The organism is Escherichia sp. GZ89 (assembly GCF_019366485.1).
In the GTDB taxonomy this organism is placed as follows: domain Bacteria; phylum Pseudomonadota; class Gammaproteobacteria; order Enterobacterales; family Enterobacteriaceae; genus Escherichia; species Escherichia fergusonii.
Map to the genome: position 1 here is coordinate 55,867 of NZ_JAEOHX010000017.1, position 21,341 is coordinate 77,207.

Below are 21,341 nucleotides of genomic sequence, written 5' to 3' on the forward strand. Positions count from 1 at the left end.
TTCTAATAATAAACCGGAGTCGAATGAATATTTGGCTCCGGTTTTTTTATTCTTTTTTATCGAAATCCTCATTAATAACCATTTGTTCTAATTTAGAGAATTTGGTTATTGGTCTGCATCCCGCCAGTCATGAATAATTTCCCCATTAACATTCATCTGGTTAATTAATTTATGTTTTCAATGATATTAAGCGGGCTCATTTGTGGTGCTCTGCTGGGATTTGTCATGCAGCGTGGGCGTTTTTGCCTGACAGGTGGTTTTCGGGATATGTATATTGCGAAAAATAATCGCATGTTTTACGCCTTGCTGATTGCCATTTCGGTACAAAGCGTGGGGGTTTTTGCGCTGATTCAGGCGGGTCTACTGACTTACGAAGCCGGGGCGTTCCCGTGGCTTGGCACTGTTATCGGTGGGTATATCTTCGGGCTGGGAATTGTTCTGGCGGGTGGATGTGCTACCGGGACCTGGTATCGCGCGGGTGAGGGATTGATCGGCAGTTGGATCGCGCTTTTCACTTATATGGTGATGAGTGCGGTGATGCGTTCTCCACATGCCAGTGGTTTAAATCAAACCTTGCAGCACTACAGTACTGAACATAACTCTATTGCTGAGACTTTTAATTTGTCTGTGTGGCCGTTGGTTGCCGTTTTGCTGGTGATAACGCTCTGGGTAGTGATGAAAGAGTTGAAGAAACCAAAATTAAAAGTCGCGACCTTACCACCGCGCCGTACCGGGATCGCTCATATTCTGTTTGAAAAACGCTGGCATCCCTTTGTCACTGCCGTACTCATCGGTTTGATTGCGCTTCTGGCCTGGCCCCTGAGTGAAGCAACCGGACGCATGTTTGGGTTAGGCATCACTTCCCCAACGGCCAATATTCTGCAATTTCTGGTCGCGGGTGACGTGAAATATATTAACTGGGGCGTTTTCCTGGTGTTAGGGATTTTCCTGGGGTCATTTATTGCAGCCAAAGCGAGCCGTGAGTTCCGCGTCCGCGCAGCTGATGCACAAACAACATTACGTAGCGGGTTAGGTGGTGTGCTGATGGGCTTCGGTGCCAGCATTGCAGGTGGTTGCTCTATCGGTAATGGACTGGTCATGACGGCAATGATGACCTGGCAGGGCTGGATTGGCCTTGTATTTATGATTCTCGGAGTCTGGACTGCGTCCTGGCTTGTGTATGTTCGACCGCAGCGTAAGGCGCGACTGGCTACTGCTGCGGCAAATTAAGTAAGGTGTAAAGATGGCGATTAAAAAGCTGGATGTGGTGACGCAGGTCTGTCCGTTTCCACTCATAGAAGCAAAAGCAGCACTGGCAGAAATGGCCAGCGGCGATGAGTTGGTGATTGAGTTTGATTGCACCCAGGCAACTGAAGCAATCCCGCAGTGGGCGGCAGAAGAAGGACATGCCATCACCGATTATCAGCAGATTGGCGATGCTGCGTGGAGCATCACCGTTCAAAAAGCCTGATCCTAAATTATCCTCCGCCGTATCAGCGGCGGAGGCTTTAAATCAGACAATCTCTTGCGCGTACTGCCATAGTGCCTTCAACAATGCGACTTTTTCTTTATCGTCGGCATACTGCTGCGCCAGCATCTGAATCTCTTCTGCATAGCCTTGCAAAAACGCTGGTGTGAATACCTGACGGCGATGCTCCAGCCAACGCTGCTGCTCATTATCATCTAACGTGCCGGGGAAGTTGCGGGCGCGGTAGTTGAACAGGAGTTTCTCAATACGCTTGTCAACAAAGGTGATATCCAGTGCAGGTAAATTACGCGGTTCAGTCTCCAGCACGATTTTCATTGCTGCACGATCGGCGTCGCTAAAAAAGCCATTATAAAGCTGTGCATCTACATTATCTGATGGTGTAAACGGTTCAGCTTCTGCAAAAATTGCCACAACTTTGTCGCGTACTTGCGGGTTTTCGCGCAACACTTTCAGGTTATCCAGGCAGTGTTGACGATCAATCCCTAAACGCTCTGCATCTTCCGGACGTAGCGTATTCGCCTGTGCCAGTACCGGGCATTTGTTGATATGTACCAGTTTTACCGGAACGGCGGCGTTATCGCCGAGATCGGTTTTTGCGGTATATAAACGCTCGCGCAATGTGTCGCTATCCAGTTCCAGTAATGGGGAAATGTCTCCTGCCAAATCCACCATAATTACGGCATTGCGATTTTCAGGATGCCATGCCAGTGGGGCTACCCAACTGGTATTGCCACGCCATGCGCCAAACATGCCGGAAACATGCACCAGTGGTTTCATTTGCGGCACGTCGATCAATGCTGTCAGCTTATGTTTATTGCGATGAGTATAGAGATAGTCAAACAATCTTGGCTGACGCGCTTTGACCAACTGCGCCATCGCAATAGTTGCATAAACGTCGGCCATCGCATCATGTGCATTACTGTGTTCAATACCATTGGCTTTAGTCAGATGTTCAAGGCGAAAGCTTGGCAAACCCTCTTCATTCTCAGGCCAGATAATCCCTTCGGGGCGCAGGGCGTAACATGCGCGCATGACATCCAGGAGGTCCCAGCGTGAGTTGTCATGCTGCCAACTCCAGGCATAAGGATCATAAAAGTTGCGATAGAAGATATTGCGTGTGACTTCGTCATCAAAACGCACATTGTTGTAGCCCAGAATGCAGGTTTTTGGCACGGTAAAGAGTGAGTGAATACGGGCAGCAAACGCGGCTTCGTTTTCCCCTTTTGCTCTGGCTTCTTGCGGGGTAATGCCGGTAATTAATACTGCACCAGGTTGCGGCAGGTAATCATCTGCAGGTTTGCAGTAAAAAACTTCCGGCTCGCCAATAATATTGAAATTGCTATCGGTACGAATAGCCGCGAACTGCGCCGGTCGATCCAGCGCCGGATGGGTGCCAAAGGTTTCGTAATCGTGAAACAAAAAAGTTGCTTGCTGCTTGCCGTCATTCATCATTAATCGCTGTCCGTTACTCTCTTTTAGCGCGCGCCAGAACGCTTAAGAGTATCAAAAATTGCCATCCTGGCGTACTCATATCAACAGTCAACCCGGCGTTCACCCGAAAGCCTGATTTTCGCCAGACAACGTGGCACATGTGCGAGACTGCTCACATAATAATCACTCTTTTGTTGTGATTTTGGTTCATCTCATTCACTGTATAAAAACACAGTAAATGACGGAGGAAGTATGGATTACGAGATTAAGCAAGAGAAGAAACGCACTATTGCCGGGTTCCATCTGGTTGGACCGTGGGAAAAAACGGTAAAGCAAGGTTTTGATCAGCTCATGATGTGGGTTGAGAATCATAACATTGAGCCGCTGGAGTGGGTCGCTGTCTATTACGATAACCCGGACGAGGTGCCTGCAGAAAAATTACGTTGCGATACAGTGGTGACCGTGCCAGAGAATTTTTGTCTGCCGGAAAACAGTGAAGGGGTGAACGTCACTGAAATTGCGGGTGGACAATATGCCGTTACTGTTGCCCGTGTTCAGGGGCATGATTTCGGCACGCCATGGTATCAATTTATTAATAGCTTGCTGGAAGATTCTCAGTATCAGATGGCCCACAAACCGTGCTTTGAGGTTTATTTAAACAATGGTGCTGTCGATGGTTACTGGGATATCGAAATGTATGTACCGGTACTGCCTAAATAATGGCGCAGATCAACACAGAGCGGGTTAAAGCTGCCCGCTCTGCTGTCATTCAGTTAGTGAATATGAGTACAATTGCGCATTCGTAATTCCTTCGGGAGTGTGTCGAGTGCGTGCCGACAAATCTTTAAGTCCTTTTGAAATCCGTGTCTACCATCATTACCGTACGGTTCACGGTATCCGGGTCGCGCTGGCGTTTGTTCTGACCTTCCTGCTGACTCGTCTGCTAAATATTCCGGAAAGTACCTGGGCACTGGTGACCACCGTTGTGATTATGGCGCCCATTTCGTTTTGGGGAAATGTAGTTTCACGTGCCATACAACGTGCCGGAGGTACGATCTTAGGCTCGATATCCGGCCTGATTGCACTGCAACTTGAGCTCTATTCTTTACCATTGATGTTGGTGTGGTGTGCCGCTGCTATGTTCCTCTGCGGTTGGCTGGCGTTAGGCAAGAAACCCTATCAGGCGCTGTTGATTGGCGTAACGCTGGCAATTGTGGTGGGAGCGCCTACGGGCAACATGGATGTGGCGTTGTGGCGAAGTGGTGATGTCATTCTTGGATCATTGTTGGCAATTATTTTTACCGGTATCTGGCCACAGCGGGCGTTTATGCACTGGCGTATCAAATCTGCGACCTTTTTGACTGACTATAACCGCCTGTACCAAACTGCATTTTCGCCAAATCTAATTGAACGTCCGCGACTGGATAAACAGATCCAGGAGTTGCTGAATGAAGTCGTGAAAATGCGAGCGCTGCTGGCACCGGCCAGTAAAGAGACAGGCATACCAAAATCGATTCTTGAGGCTATTCACACGATTAACCGTAATCTGGTCTGTATGCTTGAATTGCAAATCAATGCTTACTGGGCCACGCGAGCAAGCCACTTTGTTTTGTTGAATGCACCAGATTTGCGTCAGGCGCAGTCTACGGTACAGCAGACGTTACTGACTATTGTGCATACGCTTTATGATGGTCAGCCTCAGACCGTTTTTGCCAATACTGAAAAATTGAACGAAACGGCGGCGCAGCTTCGACAATTAATTGAACATCATCATGCGTTGGACGTGGCTGAAACCCCTATTCATGGCTATGTTTGGCTAAGCATGGAAACTGCACGACAACTGGAGTTGCTTTCGCATTTAATTAGTCGGGCATTGCGCAAATAATGAGCATGCAAGGTGAATAACGCCGCTGCTGCTTCGATTCAGCATCGTTTACGGGTATGATAACGCCCAGGGATAAAATCATTGTCATCTGCAACGGCTAAAAGTAATGTTTACCCTTAAGCGGTTGCTCATACGAATCCGACTCTCACTTTATCAGGGGTATAGAAATGGAAACTAACAAACCTTCTTTCCAGGACGTGCTGGAATTTGTCCGTCTGTTCCGTCGTAAGAACAAACTGCAACGTGAAATTCAGGACGTTGAGAAAAAGATCCGTGACAACCAGAAACGTGTTCTGCTGCTGGATAACCTGAGTGACTATATTAAGCCGGGTATGAGCGTTGAAGCTATTCAGGGCATTATAGCCAGCATGAAAGGTGATTATGAAGACCGTGTTGATGATTACATCATCAAAAATGCTGAACTTTCGAAAGAACGTCGTGAGATCTCCAAAAAGCTGAAAGCGATTGGCGAACTGAAAAACGGCGAAGCAAAAGCAGAATAACGCTTTATAGACTCTGAATAATTCAAGTTGCAGGCAGACGCAGTACATGCAACTTGAAGTATGGCGATTATAGTGGTGAGGATCGTTCTGATCCTCACCATACTTTTTTATGCAAGCACTTCCTGTAATGCCGGTTCTGGCAAAGCAATACGCATCACATCACGCGCAATCATTAACTCTTCATTAGTGTTTATTACTGCAACTTTAACCATTGCCTGTTCTGACTGTATAAAGGTTGCATTGTGCTGATTTTTATCGGCATCAATGCTCAACCCAAGGAAATGCAGATTGTTGCAAATTGCTGCACGCGCCCTGGCAGAGTTTTCCCCGATACCGCCAGTAAAGATCAGGGCATCCAGTCCGCCCATTTGCAGGACGTAGCTGCCAATGGTGGCGCGGATGCGTTCAGCAAAGAGGGCGAGTGCCAGTTGCGCCTGCTGATTACCATTTTCTGCAGCCTGTTCAATATCACGAAAATCGGGTGAAACCCCGGAAACCCCTAACAACCCCGATTCATTATTTAAGAGTTGGTTCAGCTCTTGCGGTGTTTTACCTTCACGCAACGCAATCCACGGTAAAATTGACGGATCAATATCACCGCTGCGAGTCCCCATCATGACGCCTGATTGTGGCGTAAATCCCATAGACGTATTGACCGATTTTCCGCCTTTTATTGCACAAACACTGCTGCCGTTACCAAGATGACAACATACTACCCGCAATGCACTGAGAGGTACGCCCAGTTTTTCCGCTAATTTACCACTGACATACTTATGGCTGGTGCCATGAAAACCGTAGCGGCGAATTCCAAGTTCGTGGTAGTAGCGCCAGGGCAGAGGGTAAATATAAGCTGGCATTTCAAGTGTTTGATGAAAAGCTGTATCGAAAACGGCGATTGTTGGGGCTGAGGGAAGCAACTGGCGGAAGATATTTATCCCCAACAGGTTGACCGGATTATGTAGAGGTGCAAGTTCCGCAAGACGTTCAATCTCTGCCACAACATCATCTGTCACCCGCGCGGAATCCTTAAACGTCTCACCCCCATGGGCTACACGATGCCCGGTAGCATCGATATCATGTAAGCTATTAATAATCTTCCGATTAATAAGCTGTTCAAGCAATAAAGTGACGGCTTCACGATGATCGGCGACAGGGGTAATTTCTTGCCATTTCTCGGTCGCTGTTTTGACTACAAGGCGTGCATCCGCAAGACCAATACGTTCAATTATTCCCTGGCATAAGATTTCGCCTTCCGGCATTGCCAGTAACTGAAACTTAAGCGATGAGCTGCCCGCGTTAATCGCCATGATTTTATGTGACATGAAGAGCCTCTACATTCAAATAAGTAAATATTTCGTCCAGTCCACTTTTGGCGACTGCGCTGGTAATGAAAATCTGCTGTGCTCCGGCTTGTTTGAGCCACTGTTCAGTTCGTGAGACATTTTGCTCGTCAGCCAAATCTACTTTGGTGAGAATACCAATTGTTGGTCTGTTCATCGGTCCGGTAAATCCCGGAGAAAAGGGCGACCATGTGGCATTGGCATTCAGCACCAGAGCTATAACATCTGCCTCACATGCGCTAACCAGTAGCGCACTGTAAAGTCTGCGGTTTTCCAGATACTCGCCGGGTGTATCAATCGTGGCAGGCGTCCAGACAATAGCCTGAGTTTTCTGATAACGTAGCGTTTCACCCCGCATCCACTGTGTCAGGGAGGTCTTCCCGCACTGGCTTGGGCCAATTAACATCATACGTTTCATCATGCTACGTCCGGGTAATGGGGCAGGCGGTAAAACGCAGCATTTCCCCCAGCGTACGCGTTACCTGTTTTAGTGCATATTCAACGGCGGAGACATCGCCTGTCAGTACTACTGAACCGGTAAAACGATCAAGAAAGCCTATCTCTACCGCACCGGATTTGGTGGCAATATCACAAGCAATAATTGATGCTTCGCTGGGGGTAATCGACAGAATACCCAGTGCTGAAACTGTATTGGGTAAACCAAGTTTGCTGAACAAATCCTTACCAGGATTAGCAATTAAATGCGCCAGGGTAACCTGTTTTCCAGGTACATATTCCTGAATCATACGTTCAGTTTGAGGCTGATTTTCCATTATCCCTCCACCATTTGACGCCACATTGCCTCATGGGGACGTGGGATCACTGAACGATAAACCAGTAAACCTTTTTCCCCGGCACATTCGCTGGCGACGGTGACTGCGTTCTCAACATCTGAAACATCACCCGCTACCACCATGTAGCATTTGCCACCGATACCGAATGCCATATGCACACGCACCAGCGTGACATTGGCGGCTTTAACTGCGCGATCAGCCGCGCTGATGCAGGCCGCCACGCTCCAGGTTTCCACCACCCCAACAGCACTGCGTTGCTCAACACTATTCAGTCCACTAATCGCAGGCAGAATACTGGCGTGAATGTTGGGCAAAACCAGACTATCTACAAGCATTTCACCAGCAAGCGTTGTACCAGTCATAATGGCCTGCTGAACTGCGCCAACATCACCACCCAGCATTAACAAAAACTTACCCGGACAAATGGTTTTACTGACAAGTAAATCCACACTGGAACTCTTTAACATGGCATCGCCTGTTTCCATGCCTTTGGCGATACTGGTCAGTTCCAAAATACCTATTGCTTGCGACATGTTTAACCTCTTACCACCGTAATGGCGTGCTCTGTAACTTCGCTGATAATGCCGTCATGGCTTGCGTGAATGGGCGCTCCCAGCGCTCCCTGAGGAATGTCTGCCACACACTGTCCACGTGTAACTTGTTCGCCAGGTTTTACACAGGGAATAGCACTGGCGCCAATATGCTGGCGCAATAAAAGCGTGGTGCTGGTAATTTCCGCCTGTTCATTGCTGAACGGCGCATCGTGATACCACGGGGCTAAACCTAATTTAGCAATCAGTCGCTTTACGGGAACGAGGCGATATTTCGCCATCGCATCCTGCGGATTTAACGGCCCTTCATAACGCAGATTTTGTGCGCGTAATTCACGTTTAATCATGCGATTAATTCGCATGGGTGAAATACCCACCGGACAGGCGACGCTTTCACAAACGTTACATTCAGAACAGGTCAAGGCACTTAGTAGCACCTGTGGTGTTGCAACAGATTGAAAGTTAACAGCACGAACCAGCAGATGCGGCGATAACTCATGACCTATAAGGTGTCGTGGGCACAGGTCAGTACACAAGCGGCACTGTTCGCAGACAGTACGTGCGACGGAAAGTACGGCATTGTCGTTTTGCTTTCTGCGCTGGATAAGGGGGTGAGAATCAGGAAGTACCAGCAATCCGCCTGTTGTTTTACTGACCGGGGTATCCAGTGAAGTGATTAAGCTGCCCATCATCGGACCGCCATTGATAAAACCTGGCGTGTCAATTGTTGCGCCACCCGCCATTTGCAGCACTTCACGTAACGAAATACCAATCGGCACCGTCAGTGTTACAGGTCTGGCAACCGCGCCGTTAACTGTTAACGTTCGCCGTGTTACTGCCAGACCTTGCTCAACCGCTCTGGCGATATTGAGTACCGTTTGTACATTGTTAACGACTATACCCACACTGACAGGTAGCGCAGCGGGAGGAACCCGACGGCCCGTTGCCAGCCAGATGGTTAATACTTCATCTCCTGCCGGATAGACATCAGGCAAAATATGTAACCTGATTTCTGCTGGCAGTAATTCAGAGAGTGCTTTGATGGCAGGTTGATATTTCTCTTTCAGGGCAATGATACCGTGACTCGCACCAGTGGCTTTCATTCCGTACAAGACACCACGCACCAGACGTTCTGCTTGCTGCGCCATCAGTTGCTGATCAACTTTCAACATGGGTTCGCATTCAGCGGCGTTGACCAGAAAAGTATCTACCTGAGCCTGTAATTTAACCCATGTTGGAAAACCTGCACCGCCGGCACCGACGACTCCCGCAGCACGGACACGCTCGCGGATTGTGTCGCCATCACAATCAATAACTCTGTTCATAGCAACTCCTCAAGCAGTTCACAGATGGCACTGGCATTGGCGGCGCGGGGATTGGTTTTAAGCGTGGCGTCAGCCAGTGCCGCTTCAACCATTACCGGAATACGTTGTGACCAGTGCATTGTGTTTTCTTTAAGTGCAATGTGAATGGAGGGAATTGCACAGGCTTTTTTTAGTGATTCAATACGCTGGATAAGCGCACTGAGCGCAACGTTGTCACTGGCGTTGTCCGGGCAGAGATGACAGGTTTTGGCGAGTCGTGCATAGCGCTTTAAAGCACGCAACTCCCCGGCGTTAAAACGAATAACAGCATTTAATAACAGGGCATTAGCAAGTCCGTGTGGCAAATGAAACTGTCCACCGAGTTGATGCGCAATGGCATGATTTAATCCCAGTCCAGCCTGACTAAAAGCCATACCTGCAAGGGTAGCGGCGTTATGCATTTTGCCTCTCGTCGCCAGGCAATCACCTTTTGTCACTGCGACGGATAAATATTGCAAGACAATTTGCGCAGCTTTTTCTGCCAGTGCATCGGTAAAATCACTGGCACGAGGAGAAACATAAGCTTCCAACGCATGGGTAAGAACATCCATTCCGGTGTTTGCAGTAATATTGGCGGGGACACTCACCACAAAGAAAGGGTCGAGAATAGCCATATCCGGATACAATTCTTTATCAAACAACGGATATTTAATGCCCTTTTGTGTATCACTAATCACGCAAGCGCTGGTCACTTCTGAGCCTGTACCGCTGGTGGTGGGGATAGCCACGCAGGTTTCAATTTCAATACCGAATTGACGGCTAAACCAGACAATGGCCTTTGCCGCATCCAGTGCTGAGCCGCCACCAAAACCAATCACGACGTCCGGGCGCAGGGACTGCATTTGCGCAATCCCTTTAACCACGGTCTCAATAGTTGGATCGGGAGTGATATCAGTAAAAATGCTGATCTTGTTATCCGCAGGCAGCGCGCCGCGCAAGGTTTCCAGCAGCGGAGAATGTGCCAGAAAACCATCGCAAATTATCCATATATGCCTGTGAGTAAAGCGGTTCAGTACTTTCAGACTACCGATGCCACTGTACAGGCGCGTTTGCAGGGAAAAGGTTTTCATTGCACCCTCATTAACGGATCGAAAAACCGCTGGTCAACACGCAACGACGGGAACGGGCAAACGTTTTGGCCGAGGTTGTACCTTCACCCGTGGGGGTAGCGATCGTAAAGGTGGTAAATCCTTCACCACCGACACCGATGCCAGCATATGACGGACCATTCTTAACAAAGATTGAGGTCTGTAAGGTCCGGGCTGCCAGGTTGAGTCGCGAAACATTTTGCGAGTGCATAATGGCGGTGTGATGCAAACCTTCTTCCACTTCCAGTGCCAGCGTCAGTGCGCTATCGAAATCCTTAACTTTTACGATTGGCAGCATTGGCATAAGTTGTTCGCTGGTTACCCACTTGTCGCAGGCGTCAACAAGGGCAATTAACAGACGTGGTGTTTTTAGCGGCACAGCAATGCCTGCCGCCTGCAACAGAGCTGCCGGACTTTTACCTACCAGTTGTTTATTTGCCATTCCTTGTGGCAGACAAACGTCACGTAACTTATCGGTTTCCTCTTTGTTGAGAAGCAGAGCGCCAAAATTCTGCATTTGTTGCACCAACGTACCTGCAATCTCCTCAACGACAATCAGGCTTTTCTCAGCAATGCAGGGCAGGTTGTAGTCAAATGAGGCACCATTAATAATATCTTCCGCAGCTTTTACCAGATCTGCGGTTTCATCTACGATGCATGGCGGATTTCCGGCGCCAGCCCCAATGACTTTTTTACCGCTTTTCATGCCCATTGCGACAATGCCTGGTCCACCGGTAATCGCCAGAACGGCGATATTGGGGTGAGTCATCATTTGCTGTGTGGCTTCAAATGTTGGTTCAGCAACGGTGACAATCAGGTTGTGGATACCGCTACAGCGAAAAGCGATCTCTTCAATCATGGCAATCAATTTCAAAGAGATATTTTTTGCCCCCGGATGTGGGCTGAAATAGACACTGTTTCCAGCGGCTAACATGCTGATACTGTTGTTAATAATGGTTTCGGTTGGGTTAGTGCTCGGCGTCACAGAACCAATAACACCAAAAGGCGAATATTCAAATAACACCATGCCGCCATCACCAGTGAGCGCGGTTGTGGTCAGGTCTTCAATACCTGGTGTGTTATCGAGCGCGGCTTTGTTTTTGAGGAATTTATCCTCTTTATTGCCCATGCCTGTTTCGTTGGCGCTTTCTGTCGCCAACATATCGAGATGTGGAGTCAGCTCCTGGCGAATGGCGCTGATAATGGCGCTACGGGTTTTCAGTGGGCATTGTTGATAGCGCAAAAAGGCCTGATGGGCGGCATTAATCGCTTCATCAACAGAATCAAAAATGCCATTCGTCGGGGCATCTGCTGTTGTGCTCAGTTGTTCGCGCAGAATATTGCGGATGATGTTTTCCAGTTCGCGGGTATTCATTTCATTGTTCTCACATTGATTGCCGCTGCAGCGGTCTGAGCAATATCCATATCTTGTTCTACACTGCCGCCACTGACTCCGAGTCCACCGACAATTGAACCGTCACGCCATAATGGAAAGCCACCGCCGAAGGTAACAACTTTGCCTTGCATGTGGGTATCAAGCCCATAAAGCGATGCGCCAGGTTGCACCACTGCGGCAAGATCGTGAGTTGCCATCTTCATTGCCACAGCAGTCCAGGCTTTTTTGGGTGCCAACTCACTGCTGACCAGAAGGGCATCAGGCATCCGCCAGGTGACTGACTCCGTACCATTAGCATCAACGACGCTGATGACTACCGGAATGTGAAGTTCTTCGGCGCGCGCAATTGCAGCACGGGTTAACAGATGAAGTTCCTGAAATGAGAGCGACATAGCAGATTCCTTATGCGTTTGGGTGGTAACCGCAGCCAGATAGCGGGCGGTCACTTCCTGAATAAGATTTTTTTGATGATTTTCATGATCTTCTGCGCGAGCCAGAGCATATAAGCAGTCTGACAGGCGGTTGATATAACGCTGGAGTTCATCCCGGACGGGGAACTGCTCGCTAAGTTCCACCAGGCGACGTTCCGCCCGACGCGCTAACGTTCGGGCAAAATGCAGTCGGCTGGCAGCTTCACTACGACCAGGTAAAATAAAACTGTGAACAGGCGGAACACGACTCATTGCATGATCGATGGCCGCCTCCAGTTCGGCTATCTCTCTGGCACTGATACTCTGTTGTTGCGCTGAAGGTTGTTCACTTTCGCTGGCGAGTTCGGCACTAAACCAGAATATTTGTAACTGGACGGCTTCCAGCAGGCTGCGGCGCTCCGGGCTTTCTACCGCGCAGCGACACAAACTCAACGCCGCATTTAACTCATCCAACGTGCCGTAGGTTTCAACTCGCGGATGGGTTTTGCTGACGCGTTGACCGGTAAACAGGGCGGTTGTGCCTTTATCGCCGGTACGGGTATAAATCGCCATTACTCACTCCTTAACGAGAAATCGAGTCGACAATGCCGACGATAGCCAGATCGATGGCTTCATTTGGTGAAGTGAATACCTGACGGGCACTGGAGCCACTACTCAACAAAACCAGTTCACCGACACCAGCGCCAACAGAGTCCACGGCAACTTCATCACCAATGAGTGGATTTTCTGGCAATTCCCCTTCAGCAGTTACCCGGCGTACTAGCAGAAGTTTTTTTCCCACCAGGGAGAGGGATTTTTGCGTAGCAACCACCGCGCCAGTGGCTCGGGCCAGATGCATAATTCACTCCTGCTTTATTAATTGGATGTTTCGGGCTTCAGCGGCTTCACGCGCCAGGGCTGTCACCAGACACTTTTGGCGTAGCAGCACTATTTCACCGCCAGATTTCAGTACATCGGTATAGCTAAGAAGCTTGCCGGGATGTAAAACCACGTGCTGTCCATACTCGTTATGCAATTCGACAGGAAGGGCAGAAAGTTGCCGGATGGGTAAAAACATCAGCAACTCTTGACGCAAAGAGATCCCGACCCGAACACCTATCGCCAGTGCGTTATGGATGATGGATGCTGCAATGTCTGAGCAATCACATTGAGCAATTTGCTTCAGGAGAGGCATATCCATTTGCACTATATGCAGAGCAGAGTACTGGCAGAAAAGTGTTCGCTGATTTGCTTCCCGCAATTGAGCAACGCTTAACATAGCGACGCTTGTCGCCCGGCGTTGTAAACGGGCGACAACTTCATCCACTATTTTTGCCAGCAGTTCGCTGTTCATGATTTGTTGACCAACATGGCGCAAACCTGTGGGTTATCTGCTCCGGCAGCGTTTGCTTCGTCAGTATCGATATGCATTTCCAGCCGCATATCGGGTGACACGCGAACAGCGACGTTATCGAAAATGAGTCGCCGTTCATCGCCTTTAATCGCTACCGACACTTTGTCTCCATGCGAGACATTCAGGATCAGCGCATCAAGTGGAGACATATGAATATGACGCTGGGCAACGATCACCCCTGATGTGATCTCCAGTTCAGCAAAGGGGCTGACCAACCGTACGCCGGGTGTTCCTTGCAGGTCCCCGGACATCCGCAATGGCGCAGTAATGCCCAATGTACGGGCATCGGTACGGGAAACCTCAACCTGACTTGCGCTACGCAATGGACCAAGCAAACGCACTTTTTCCAGCTTGCCCTTGGGGCCAACCAGCGTCAGGGTTTGTTCGGCAGCATACTGATCAGGCTGCATTAACGCTTTTTTCACGCTAATAGACTGACCGGGAAACAGATGAGCAAAATCTTGCGCTGATAAATGGATATGACGGTTAGAAATGCCCAGTGGAATAGGGCGTTCCCGCATCTCTTCCAGCACCTTGCCTACGGCGGTTTCCAGTAATTGCTTGTCCATTACATTTCACCTTTCTTAGCCGAGTAGAGACAAAGTGAACGCGGCTCGCCTTTCTGTCGTGGGCAGGCGGGATCAAGGCAAAGATTACAGCTTGCTTCCAGGTCGCCAGCGGGGATTTCCTCAGCAGTATCAGCCTCTGTAACAACTTCAGTTACAGGAGCAGCCGTAGAGAAAGGTGTAAGGATCCCTTCTCCGGGTCTGGCAATAACTTTATGGGCGACAAGCCCCTGGCGCTGTTCAGCAAAGCTGGCGCCAGTGATAATGGCCGACTGTACCGAGGCCACATCGCCCGTAATTTTGATCATCATCCAGCCTGAGCCGTTGGTCTTTTCGAAGCCCACCAGCGTGATGGCAGCGGCTTTTGCCATGACATCCGCACAACTGATGGCTAAAGCCAGACCACTTACTTCCAGTAATCCCAGTGATTGCTTCACGCGGTGTTCCTCCTTTTCAACCTGTTTAAGCTGATTTCGGTAAAATGGCTTCGACGTCGCTGTGTGGGCGAGGGATCACATGGCAAGACTTCACTTCGCCAACGGCGCTTGCTGCAGCACTACCTGCATCCACAGCCGCTTTCACTGCCCCAACGTCGCCACGTACCATTACGGTAATCAGCCCGGAGCCAATTTTTTCGTAGCCAACCAGTTGTACGTTGGCAGACTTGACCATGGCGTCGGCGGCTTCAATAGCGCCCACTAACCCTTTTGTTTCAACCAGTCCCAGTGCGTTGTTCATACTGCAATTCTCCTGTGAATTAAGCCTGGTATTCCCGGAAGGGAATCCCTTTAACCAGCCTTGCCGCGTTATTGCCCGTACTTCGCCGGGCGTGGCTGGGGTGTTGTGTTGTCAGCGTAAAAAGCGGCGCTGATGGGGGTAAATTTTTGTAATGGACAATCAGTTGCTGCGCATTACAGGCAATGCCAACGAGCAGCGGAGAGTGGCAGGCGGCTTGCCATGCGCTTTTAGTCACGTCGTCAAAAGGGGATTCATTGATAACAAATGGAATCCCTTCCTCCTCAATACCAAGTAGCACCTCCTGCCAGAGGGGGAGGCATTCTTTTGAAACTGCAATGACAATTGCCGGCGTTGAGGCGTTAACGTCCATCAGCCAGCTCCTTTTGCCAGGAGAGCAACAGACCCGTAGCGACAGCATTGCGTGGACCTTCGGTGCCACGAATATTGCCGCGTCCGGCAACCAGACGGTAATGGGCGAGAGCGTCAGTAACCAGTTGTGGGATTTCGAAGTCCAGCGAAGAACCGCCAACCAGCACTACAAAAGGAATGTCGCGGATATTGCCGGTCGGGCTAACCTGGCGTAGGGCACGTAATGCATTGGTCACAAATACGCGCTCTTTTGCGCTGCGACGGATGGCACGTACTTTCTCTAACGCTAAATCGCCCGGTAATGGAACCAGTTCATCAGGCTTCACTACGCATACACGGGCGAACACTGCTGGTGGCAGCGGTTGTGGAAAAAACTGAACGCTGCCGTCTTCATGACGAAGGTGGAAAAGACTTTCCACTTTCGCTAAAGGATATTTCTTAATCTCTTCTGCCAGATAGCGGTCGTCGAGTCCGAGTTCTCTGGCAATGATCATCGTCACCATATCGCCTGCCCCGGCAAGGTGGGTGGCAATAATTTCGCCTTGCGGATTGATGATGGAGGCATCGGTTGAACCTGCGCCCAAATCAAGAATTGCCAGCGGGCGAGTTGTTCCGGGTGTTGTTAAAGCCCCCAGGATGGCGGCTTCAGCTTCTGCGCCTCCCACCTGAACTTCGGCGTTAATTTTCTGCTTAATTTCGTGGGCAATCATTGCCATTTGCAGACGGTCTGATTTGACCATTGAGGCAATTCCCACTGCCTGCTCCAGCGAAAATTCCCCGGCAAGACCACCAGAAACTGTAACCGGAACGGCTGTATCTACTGCCAGTAAATCCTGGATAAATATCTCACCGGTTGGTTTATTGGTCAGTTCTGCCATGGTCTGGCGTACATGCTCCAGCATCCCGCCAATATTGGTGCCAGCTTCACCGATAACATTATCAAGACGTGGGCAGTCACCGACGGCCTTCATAATGGTTTCCGCTCCGGCTGCCACATCAACTCGTCGGGTTAATCCCTGCGACAACAGTTCGATGTTCCCTGCAGGAATGGATCGCGCTTTAACATCGCCAGAGGGGGTTTTCACTACTACCGCTGAGCGATTGCCAATTAATGCGCGCGCCATCGGCACAATATTTTTGGTCTCTTGCGCATCGAGATGAAAAACAGTGGCAATACCATACGGATTCGACAGCGTTTCGATGACTTTACCAGGAATCGCCACTTCAATTGCGGCGAGCATTCCTTGTGGAATACGGTCGATATAAAGCACTTCGTCAACAACCGGAACGGGGTGATCCAGTCGGTTGCTGACCAGCACACCATCATCACGTTGCAAAATGATGCCCGTGATTTGGTATCCGGCACGCACACAAGCGTTAACCATTGCTGCGACATCAGCGAAGTCAAACGCTGACGACACCACAAGAATATAAGGAACATCTGCCAGGCAGGTCAGCAAATGCTCTGGGGTGATAGTGACACCTACGCCTAGCCCTACACCGCCAGGCGTTTTGGGGTTGTGGCCGATCATCGTGGACTCGGTGATGATGGTTTCGGTGATGGTTTCCATCGCCACATCTCCGATGACCGGCGTAGCTTCGTTAATGCGGATAAGCGAAATATCGCTGACGCTGATTCCCACCTGCGTTGCGGCACGCGAAAGCGCTTCCTCGATACCAAACACATTGCGTAATGTGCCTTTGATCCCGGTGGTTTCAGCCAGTGAACTGGTGAGGATAGTGAGATGACCTTCCTCGCTTACTTTCGCCAGCGCCACTTCCGTTGAGGAGTTGCCAATATCAATGCCTGCTATATATCGCATATCTCCGCCCTTAATCGTCGCCTTTCAGTTTTTTGCGTTCGAGATACAGGGCAGCCGCTTCACGAACAAACGCGGCACAAATCACGGCCTGATAACGACGCTCAAGATCATCGGCAATCGCGAGTAACTCTTCTTTCGTAGAGCGGTACGGGCGTAATGCGTTGTAGATCTCAAGAATGCGATCATCTGGAACAGCAGTCAGTTCCGCGGCACGCTCAAAGTTCATTGCCAGGCGGTCACGTCCGGCGTCTTTGGCAATCGCCGCCTGCATCCGCAAGGTTTCCGGTGTGATACGCATATCCTGAGCGGTGATTTTGTCGCTCAGAACGTTTTCCAGCGTGAGGTCATCCAGTGATTTATTGGTAGCGGTTTTAACCCATTCAGGGTGTTTTGTTGCCAGCGGGTAATCGCTGACTTTTGCATGGTGCGCAGAACCGCGGGTAGTCACCGGAGCAGGGGCAGGAGCTGCGCCCTCCAGGCTATTCATGCGGCTCAGTACGTCCCGAACCATCGATTCAATTGCATCGGTATTCATGAGGAAATCCTTTATTAAAGCGCCACGCGCAGTTCCTGCGGGTGTTTACCGGTCACGACGTACTTGGTCTCTTTGATATGCAAAATGGCGGATTTAGCCTGATATTTCGGGCGTGCCATCTGATCATTAAGCGTTGGTACAGGTTGCGGTGACTCACGTTTGGCATAGCGCGCAGCGTTTTTGCCAATCTGTCGATACGTTTCCAGCGTCAGCAAGGGAGCTTGTGGGAACAACTCCAGGTTAGACAGTGGTGGCAGCCCCTGTTGGTGAATAACGGTGGTGCCTTTAGACTGAATACCGATAGAGATGCCAGAACCGCTCAGGCGATTACCTTCAACCGCGACAAAGGCCACATCGGAAGATTTAAAGCAGCGGATCACCCTGGCCTTAATGCCTTCTTCTTCGATACCCGCTATGACTTCCCGCAGAATGCTTTTATGCGACAAGCCCACGATATTGACCGTTTGTGAAAGACCAAATGCCGGGCCAACAGCGATGATGACTTCATCTTGCTGTGTCCCCTGGCGGGCTTCCCCAATTTCAGTCAGAAAGCTGTCTGAAGCTGCCGGAGCTGCGGTTGCTGTGGATGCCTGAAAGGAAACCGGCTTATCGCTGGTTTGCATTTCACATAACACTTGTTCAATTATCTGGCGCAGCAGTTTTTCATTAATTTCCATTTTTCACCCCTTAGCCAAGTTCGTTGGGATCAAGTGCGCCAGGGATATTTTTAATCTCTTCCCAGCGTTCGCCTTGCAGGCGGTAACCTGTTGCCGGACCGGCGTAATCATTGACATCGTTTACTGCCGAGCGCACTTCACCATTGCCAACGATAATGGCGGAGGTGTGCAGATAATCCCCGGTTAACTTCGCTTTTTGGATATTGAGCATGTCCTGGGCAACATCCGTGAAGCCGCCTTTAGCGAGCGCTTTTACGACTTCCAGACCATTACGGTTTTTGTTGATAATTTCCTGAGCAAACTTGATATCTTCAACAATGTTGCGCTCAGGCATATCTTTCGAACCGTGGGCGTAAGTCGCGGCTTCGACTTCTTCATCCGTGATCGGTGGCAGTCCCATTCCCGCAAATACAGCCTGCAAGGCACGAGCAGCTTTATTACGAATAGCGATAACGTCTTCTTCGCGTACAGGGCGTAAACCACCGTCTACTTTTAAGTCACGCTGAATGACGTTGTAGTCATCGAAGTCTTCTGCATCTTCGTTCGAACCGGCAAACATGTTGTCGTAGTTCGGCACGGCAGAAAAACCTGAGGAGATAAAGTCAGTACCTGGCAGGAACTGCATCAGGAAACGGGCCGTACGACGCATATCTGAGTGTGTAAAGGTCTGGTCGTTACTGGAAGCGCATTCGAGATCCAGTGCGGCACAGATTAAGTTTTCTGCCAGAATGGCCCGAATACCTGATGGCACAGCAGAAGGCACACCGACGCAGCTTACCGAACCGTTCTGTAATCCCTGAACGCCAGCCGCCTTGGTGATGTAAATGCAGCGAGCTTCCAGATAAAGCATCGATTTACCTTCGGCATAGCCCATTTGGACTTCTGAACCAGAACCGGAAGTGAAGCGCATTTTTAAACCGCGCGATGCATACGAAGAGGCGAGGAAACCTTTTGACCATGGGGTGTCGTCACCGTCGGTGAAGACGGGTTCAGTACCATAGACGGAAATGGTTTCAGCGTAGCAAGTGTGACCAAGCATACCGAGTTTCAGTTCGGTGGCTTCTTCCAGAGAACACTGAGTCAAAACGCCTGGGCGACCAACCTGAGAGCCAACCAACAACGCAATCGCATTAAAGGGGGCGTAGCGACCAACAGCGACAGTGGTTTCCTGTTCGTCGAATCCACGCCATGCCCCTTCTGCGGCGTCTGCAGCGATTTGTACCGGGTTGTCTTTTACGTTAGTAACGTGTGCCTGTTGGGATGGTGTACGACGCGCACGCATTTTTTGCATTGCCATCATCATCTCAACCACGTTCATGTGGGAGACAACTTCGACAATCTTCGCTGGAGTCATCGCGGTGGTCAGCGGCACGATATCACGACGTTTAACGTTGGGATCGCACAACATATTCGCCAGCTTGACCGAATCCATGGCGATAACTTCTTCCGCTCTGGCAAGGTTAATGCCATAACGCGCGATAAAATGGTCGATCAGGTCAAACTGGCTGACGGATTTACCATCCAGTTCAGTGACCGCGCCATTGACTATTTTGATGGATGGTTTGGGATCATTCGGGCTTTCCATCGCAATGAAGCCTTCTTCGATCCACTCCTTAACAAAACCGTCCTGATTTACGGGGCGTTTTGCCAGTGCTTCAAATCTTTTCGATCTCATGAAACTGCCTCACGGATATCAGATGTAGGACGGACGATCGTTTTTCGGTTCTGAACCCAGCGTCGCCAGCACGGTTTTGCCGATTTCACGGGCAGAAATGACGGCCTGACGTACGGCGCCGGAGTCACCGGAAATCACCAGAATGACTTCGTTGCTGTAGCTGGTGCCTTTGGCGGGGGAGCTGTACGCCACCACATCAACGTTGGCGGATTTAAGTGCTGTGTCTGCCATTAACACGCCGACGGATGCCGGAGCGCCAACAATCACGCCACATGCACGGCCCAGGGGGGTACCAAAGGCTTTTTCCAGCGCATAGCTGGCGCGGGCGGTATATTGCAGTTCGAGGTGGCCGGCTTCGTTGGCATAAACATCACCAAAGGTGCGATCCAGCTCTTTCAGTGCGACTTCGATTCCGCGTTTCACATCGGAAACATCATTGCCACCTAACAGGATCAGCGAACCGTGACCAGCGCCGCCTTTGGTGTCGCGAGGAAGCTCGATACTAATCACTTCGGTATTTGTTGCTTTAACGGCTTCGTCTGCCGCCATGATATGAGGACCCGCGCCGACCCTGGCCCCCAGGATGCCAATAGAGCGATAGCGCTTCTCCAGTTTCATTGCGTCGAGCAATGCGCTATCAACATTGGCAATCACCAGACCTACAGTGTCGCCAATGGCGGTGCCAACAAATTCCGTTAAACTGCATTTTCCTGCCATAGCCGTCTCTCGTTTGGTTTGTGGGGTATCAGGGGTAACCGTTTGTTCCGGCGTCGCTACGCGGGCGATTACCTGTGCCATGATCTGTTCCACCAGTTCATTGCTACTCATGGGTTAATTCCCTTCGGTAAGATTTTTTCTACGTCGGTGTGAGGGCGTGGGATGACGTGAACAGCTTTAACTTCGCCTACATTGCGTGCGGCGGCAGAACCTGCATCTGTGGCTGCTTTTACTGCACCGACATCGCCACGCACGATTACGGTGATCAGTCCTGAGCCGATTTTTTCGTAGCCGACCAGCAGCACATTGGCAGACTTCACCATGGCATCAGCCGCTTCAATTGCTGCGGTTAACCCTTTGGTTTCTACCATTCCTAATGCTTCTTGTTGCATAAAGACCTCGCATGGTTTTTCCGATGCTATGAACTATAAAAACTGGCGAAGAAAAAGAATGGCTGACTTGCAGGCTGGAATGAAAAAATTAGTGGCAAAGGCGTAGTACTGATGAATCCCCTAATGATTTTGGTAAAAATCATTAAGTTAAGGTGGATACACATCTTGTCATATGATCAAATGG

26 protein-coding genes are annotated in these 21,341 nt (G+C 50.0%); 5 read left to right on the forward strand and 21 right to left on the reverse strand.

What is annotated here, in order from left to right:
• Positions 1–171: 171 nt before the first annotated feature.
• Together tsuA and tsuB are read left to right on the forward strand one after the other, a co-directional pair.
• Positions 172–1,230 carry a thiosulfate utilization transporter TsuA/YeeE gene (tsuA, locus tag K0335_RS20040; RefSeq protein ID WP_046080827.1) on the forward strand — a complete coding sequence of 353 codons (1,059 nt, stop codon included), beginning with the start codon at positions 172–174 and terminating at the stop codon, positions 1,228–1,230.
• Between the two features lie 13 nt (positions 1,231–1,243).
• On the forward strand, positions 1,244–1,471 hold the full coding sequence (tsuB, locus tag K0335_RS20045) for a thiosulfate utilization sulfurtransferase TsuB/YeeD (RefSeq protein ID WP_000985273.1): 228 nt from the start codon (positions 1,244–1,246) through the stop codon (positions 1,469–1,471).
• A 42-nt stretch (positions 1,472–1,513) separates the two neighbouring features.
• Here the strand turns inward: tsuB and sbcB are convergent, their stop codons facing one another.
• Positions 1,514–2,941 (reverse strand): exodeoxyribonuclease I, encoded by a 1,428-nt coding sequence (gene sbcB / locus K0335_RS20050; protein WP_000980534.1) that lies wholly within the window; start codon positions 2,939–2,941, stop codon positions 1,514–1,516.
• 231 nt (positions 2,942–3,172) lie between these two features.
• Between sbcB and sbmC the strand changes: the two genes are divergently transcribed.
• The 3 genes from sbmC (at position 3,173) to K0335_RS20065 (ending at position 5,308) form a co-directional block, all read left to right on the forward strand.
• Entirely contained in the window at positions 3,173–3,640 is a 468-nt protein-coding gene (gene sbmC / locus K0335_RS20055; RefSeq protein ID WP_000384319.1) for a DNA gyrase inhibitor SbmC, read from the forward strand.
• A 106-nt stretch (positions 3,641–3,746) separates the two neighbouring features.
• On the forward strand, positions 3,747–4,805 hold the full coding sequence (locus K0335_RS20060; protein ID WP_001200864.1) for an FUSC family protein: 1,059 nt from the start codon (positions 3,747–3,749) through the stop codon (positions 4,803–4,805).
• A gap of 167 nt (positions 4,806–4,972) precedes the next feature.
• A complete protein-coding gene (locus tag K0335_RS20065; protein WP_000449651.1) occupies positions 4,973–5,308 on the forward strand; it encodes a DUF496 family protein in 336 nt (111 codons plus the stop codon).
• A gap of 107 nt (positions 5,309–5,415) precedes the next feature.
• Here K0335_RS20065 and K0335_RS20070 read toward each other — a convergent pair whose 3' ends face one another.
• From K0335_RS20070 to pduA, 20 genes are read right to left on the reverse strand one after another with little or no spacing between them, the layout of a single operon-like run.
• The gene (locus K0335_RS20070) at positions 5,416–6,630 is read right to left on the reverse strand and encodes an acetate/propionate family kinase (RefSeq protein WP_104918485.1); all 1,215 of its coding nucleotides are present in this window, start codon (positions 6,628–6,630) and stop codon (positions 5,416–5,418) included.
• The gene (gene pduV, locus K0335_RS20075) at positions 6,620–7,066 is read right to left on the reverse strand and encodes a EutP/PduV family microcompartment system protein (protein ID WP_024256479.1); all 447 of its coding nucleotides are present in this window, start codon (positions 7,064–7,066) and stop codon (positions 6,620–6,622) included. The genes K0335_RS20070 and pduV overlap by 11 nt, the downstream gene beginning before the upstream one ends.
• 4 nt (positions 7,067–7,070) lie before the next feature.
• The gene (pduU, locus tag K0335_RS20080; protein ID WP_219394052.1) at positions 7,071–7,421 is read right to left on the reverse strand and encodes a propanediol utilization microcompartment protein PduU; all 351 of its coding nucleotides are present in this window, start codon (positions 7,419–7,421) and stop codon (positions 7,071–7,073) included.
• Complete coding sequence (pduT, locus tag K0335_RS20085) at positions 7,421–7,975, reverse strand: propanediol utilization microcompartment protein PduT (protein WP_000075780.1); 555 nt, start codon at positions 7,973–7,975, stop codon at positions 7,421–7,423. Before pduT ends, pduU begins: the two co-directional genes overlap by 1 nt.
• A gap of 2 nt (positions 7,976–7,977) precedes the next feature.
• Entirely contained in the window at positions 7,978–9,318 is a 1,341-nt protein-coding gene (locus tag K0335_RS20090; protein ID WP_001082438.1) for a 4Fe-4S dicluster domain-containing protein, read from the reverse strand.
• Positions 9,315–10,427 carry a 1-propanol dehydrogenase PduQ gene (locus tag K0335_RS20095; protein WP_219394054.1) on the reverse strand — a complete coding sequence of 371 codons (1,113 nt, stop codon included), beginning with the start codon at positions 10,425–10,427 and terminating at the stop codon, positions 9,315–9,317. The genes K0335_RS20090 and K0335_RS20095 overlap by 4 nt, the downstream gene beginning before the upstream one ends.
• Before the next feature lie 10 nt (positions 10,428–10,437).
• Complete coding sequence (pduP, locus tag K0335_RS20100) at positions 10,438–11,820, reverse strand: CoA-acylating propionaldehyde dehydrogenase PduP (protein ID WP_001097320.1); 1,383 nt, start codon at positions 11,818–11,820, stop codon at positions 10,438–10,440.
• Positions 11,817–12,824, reverse strand: a complete 1,008-nt coding sequence (pduO, locus tag K0335_RS20105; RefSeq protein WP_046077380.1) for a two-domain cob(I)yrinic acid a,c-diamide adenosyltransferase PduO — start codon at positions 12,822–12,824, stop codon at positions 11,817–11,819. Before pduO ends, pduP begins: the two co-directional genes overlap by 4 nt.
• A gap of 10 nt (positions 12,825–12,834) precedes the next feature.
• Positions 12,835–13,110 carry a EutN/CcmL family microcompartment protein gene (locus K0335_RS20110; protein WP_219394056.1) on the reverse strand — a complete coding sequence of 92 codons (276 nt, stop codon included), beginning with the start codon at positions 13,108–13,110 and terminating at the stop codon, positions 12,835–12,837.
• Positions 13,111–13,113: 3 nt separating this feature from the next.
• Positions 13,114–13,605 carry a microcompartment protein PduM gene (gene pduM / locus K0335_RS20115; protein ID WP_001083652.1) on the reverse strand — a complete coding sequence of 164 codons (492 nt, stop codon included), beginning with the start codon at positions 13,603–13,605 and terminating at the stop codon, positions 13,114–13,116.
• Positions 13,602–14,234 (reverse strand): phosphate propanoyltransferase, encoded by a 633-nt coding sequence (locus K0335_RS20120; RefSeq protein WP_000360798.1) that lies wholly within the window; start codon positions 14,232–14,234, stop codon positions 13,602–13,604. The genes pduM and K0335_RS20120 overlap by 4 nt, the downstream gene beginning before the upstream one ends.
• Complete coding sequence (locus K0335_RS20125) at positions 14,234–14,668, reverse strand: BMC domain-containing protein (RefSeq protein ID WP_104920336.1); 435 nt, start codon at positions 14,666–14,668, stop codon at positions 14,234–14,236. Before K0335_RS20125 ends, K0335_RS20120 begins: the two co-directional genes overlap by 1 nt.
• A 25-nt stretch (positions 14,669–14,693) precedes the next feature.
• On the reverse strand, positions 14,694–14,969 hold the full coding sequence (gene pduJ / locus K0335_RS20130) for a propanediol utilization microcompartment protein PduJ (protein WP_001057752.1): 276 nt from the start codon (positions 14,967–14,969) through the stop codon (positions 14,694–14,696).
• Positions 14,970–14,988: 19 nt separating this feature from the next.
• Entirely contained in the window at positions 14,989–15,339 is a 351-nt protein-coding gene (locus K0335_RS20135; RefSeq protein ID WP_000382982.1) for a glycerol dehydratase reactivase beta/small subunit family protein, read from the reverse strand.
• Entirely contained in the window at positions 15,329–17,161 is a 1,833-nt protein-coding gene (locus K0335_RS20140) for a diol dehydratase reactivase subunit alpha (protein ID WP_104920337.1), read from the reverse strand. Before K0335_RS20140 ends, K0335_RS20135 begins: the two co-directional genes overlap by 11 nt.
• A gap of 10 nt (positions 17,162–17,171) precedes the next feature.
• Positions 17,172–17,696, reverse strand: a complete 525-nt coding sequence (pduE, locus tag K0335_RS20145) for a propanediol dehydratase small subunit PduE (RefSeq protein ID WP_001090594.1) — start codon at positions 17,694–17,696, stop codon at positions 17,172–17,174.
• Between the two features lie 14 nt (positions 17,697–17,710).
• Positions 17,711–18,373, reverse strand: coding sequence for a propanediol dehydratase medium subunit PduD (pduD, locus tag K0335_RS20150; protein WP_104920338.1), 663 nt, complete (start codon positions 18,371–18,373; stop codon positions 17,711–17,713).
• Positions 18,374–18,383: 10 nt separating this feature from the next.
• Positions 18,384–20,048: a propanediol dehydratase large subunit PduC gene (gene pduC, locus K0335_RS20155; RefSeq protein WP_001256900.1), complete on the reverse strand. Its 1,665-nt coding sequence runs from the start codon at positions 20,046–20,048 to the stop codon at positions 18,384–18,386.
• Between the two features lie 18 nt (positions 20,049–20,066).
• The gene (pduB, locus tag K0335_RS20160) at positions 20,067–20,876 is read right to left on the reverse strand and encodes a propanediol utilization microcompartment protein PduB (protein WP_000097503.1); all 810 of its coding nucleotides are present in this window, start codon (positions 20,874–20,876) and stop codon (positions 20,067–20,069) included.
• A complete protein-coding gene (gene pduA / locus K0335_RS20165; protein ID WP_015953494.1) occupies positions 20,873–21,157 on the reverse strand; it encodes a propanediol utilization microcompartment protein PduA in 285 nt (94 codons plus the stop codon). Before pduA ends, pduB begins: the two co-directional genes overlap by 4 nt.
• Positions 21,158–21,341: the final 184 nt, after the last annotated feature.

Coding starts and splice junctions, on each gene's coding strand:
- sbcB (WP_000980534.1), bottom strand. CDS start 2,941: ATGATGAATGACGGCAAGCAGCAAGCAACTTTTTTGTTTCACGATTAC.
- K0335_RS20095 (WP_219394054.1), bottom strand. CDS start 10,427: ATGAAAACCTTTTCCCTGCAAACGCGCCTGTACAGTGGCATCGGTAGT.
- pduD (WP_104920338.1), bottom strand. CDS start 18,373: ATGGAAATTAATGAAAAACTGCTGCGCCAGATAATTGAACAAGTGTTA.
- K0335_RS20120 (WP_000360798.1), bottom strand. CDS start 14,234: ATGGACAAGCAATTACTGGAAACCGCCGTAGGCAAGGTGCTGGAAGAG.
- pduO (WP_046077380.1), bottom strand. CDS start 12,824: ATGGCGATTTATACCCGTACCGGCGATAAAGGCACAACCGCCCTGTTT.
- pduT (WP_000075780.1), bottom strand. CDS start 7,975: ATGTCGCAAGCAATAGGTATTTTGGAACTGACCAGTATCGCCAAAGGC.
- pduM (WP_001083652.1), bottom strand. CDS start 13,605: ATGAACAGCGAACTGCTGGCAAAAATAGTGGATGAAGTTGTCGCCCGT.
- K0335_RS20090 (WP_001082438.1), bottom strand. CDS start 9,318: ATGAACAGAGTTATTGATTGTGATGGCGACACAATCCGCGAGCGTGTC.
- pduC (WP_001256900.1), bottom strand. CDS start 20,048: ATGAGATCGAAAAGATTTGAAGCACTGGCAAAACGCCCCGTAAATCAG.
- K0335_RS20110 (WP_219394056.1), bottom strand. CDS start 13,110: ATGCATCTGGCCCGAGCCACTGGCGCGGTGGTTGCTACGCAAAAATCC.
- K0335_RS20140 (WP_104920337.1), bottom strand. CDS start 17,161: ATGCGATATATAGCAGGCATTGATATTGGCAACTCCTCAACGGAAGTG.
- K0335_RS20135 (WP_000382982.1), bottom strand. CDS start 15,339: ATGGACGTTAACGCCTCAACGCCGGCAATTGTCATTGCAGTTTCAAAA.
- pduA (WP_015953494.1), bottom strand. CDS start 21,157: ATGCAACAAGAAGCATTAGGAATGGTAGAAACCAAAGGGTTAACCGCA.
- tsuA (WP_046080827.1), top strand. CDS start 172: ATGTTTTCAATGATATTAAGCGGGCTCATTTGTGGTGCTCTGCTGGGA.
- pduB (WP_000097503.1), bottom strand. CDS start 20,876: ATGAGTAGCAATGAACTGGTGGAACAGATCATGGCACAGGTAATCGCC.
- pduE (WP_001090594.1), bottom strand. CDS start 17,696: ATGAATACCGATGCAATTGAATCGATGGTTCGGGACGTACTGAGCCGC.
- pduU (WP_219394052.1), bottom strand. CDS start 7,421: ATGGAAAATCAGCCTCAAACTGAACGTATGATTCAGGAATATGTACCT.
- tsuB (WP_000985273.1), top strand. CDS start 1,244: ATGGCGATTAAAAAGCTGGATGTGGTGACGCAGGTCTGTCCGTTTCCA.
- sbmC (WP_000384319.1), top strand. CDS start 3,173: ATGGATTACGAGATTAAGCAAGAGAAGAAACGCACTATTGCCGGGTTC.
- pduJ (WP_001057752.1), bottom strand. CDS start 14,969: ATGAACAACGCACTGGGACTGGTTGAAACAAAAGGGTTAGTGGGCGCT.
- pduV (WP_024256479.1), bottom strand. CDS start 7,066: ATGAAACGTATGATGTTAATTGGCCCAAGCCAGTGCGGGAAGACCTCC.
- K0335_RS20070 (WP_104918485.1), bottom strand. CDS start 6,630: ATGTCACATAAAATCATGGCGATTAACGCGGGCAGCTCATCGCTTAAG.
- pduP (WP_001097320.1), bottom strand. CDS start 11,820: ATGAATACCCGCGAACTGGAAAACATCATCCGCAATATTCTGCGCGAA.
- K0335_RS20065 (WP_000449651.1), top strand. CDS start 4,973: ATGGAAACTAACAAACCTTCTTTCCAGGACGTGCTGGAATTTGTCCGT.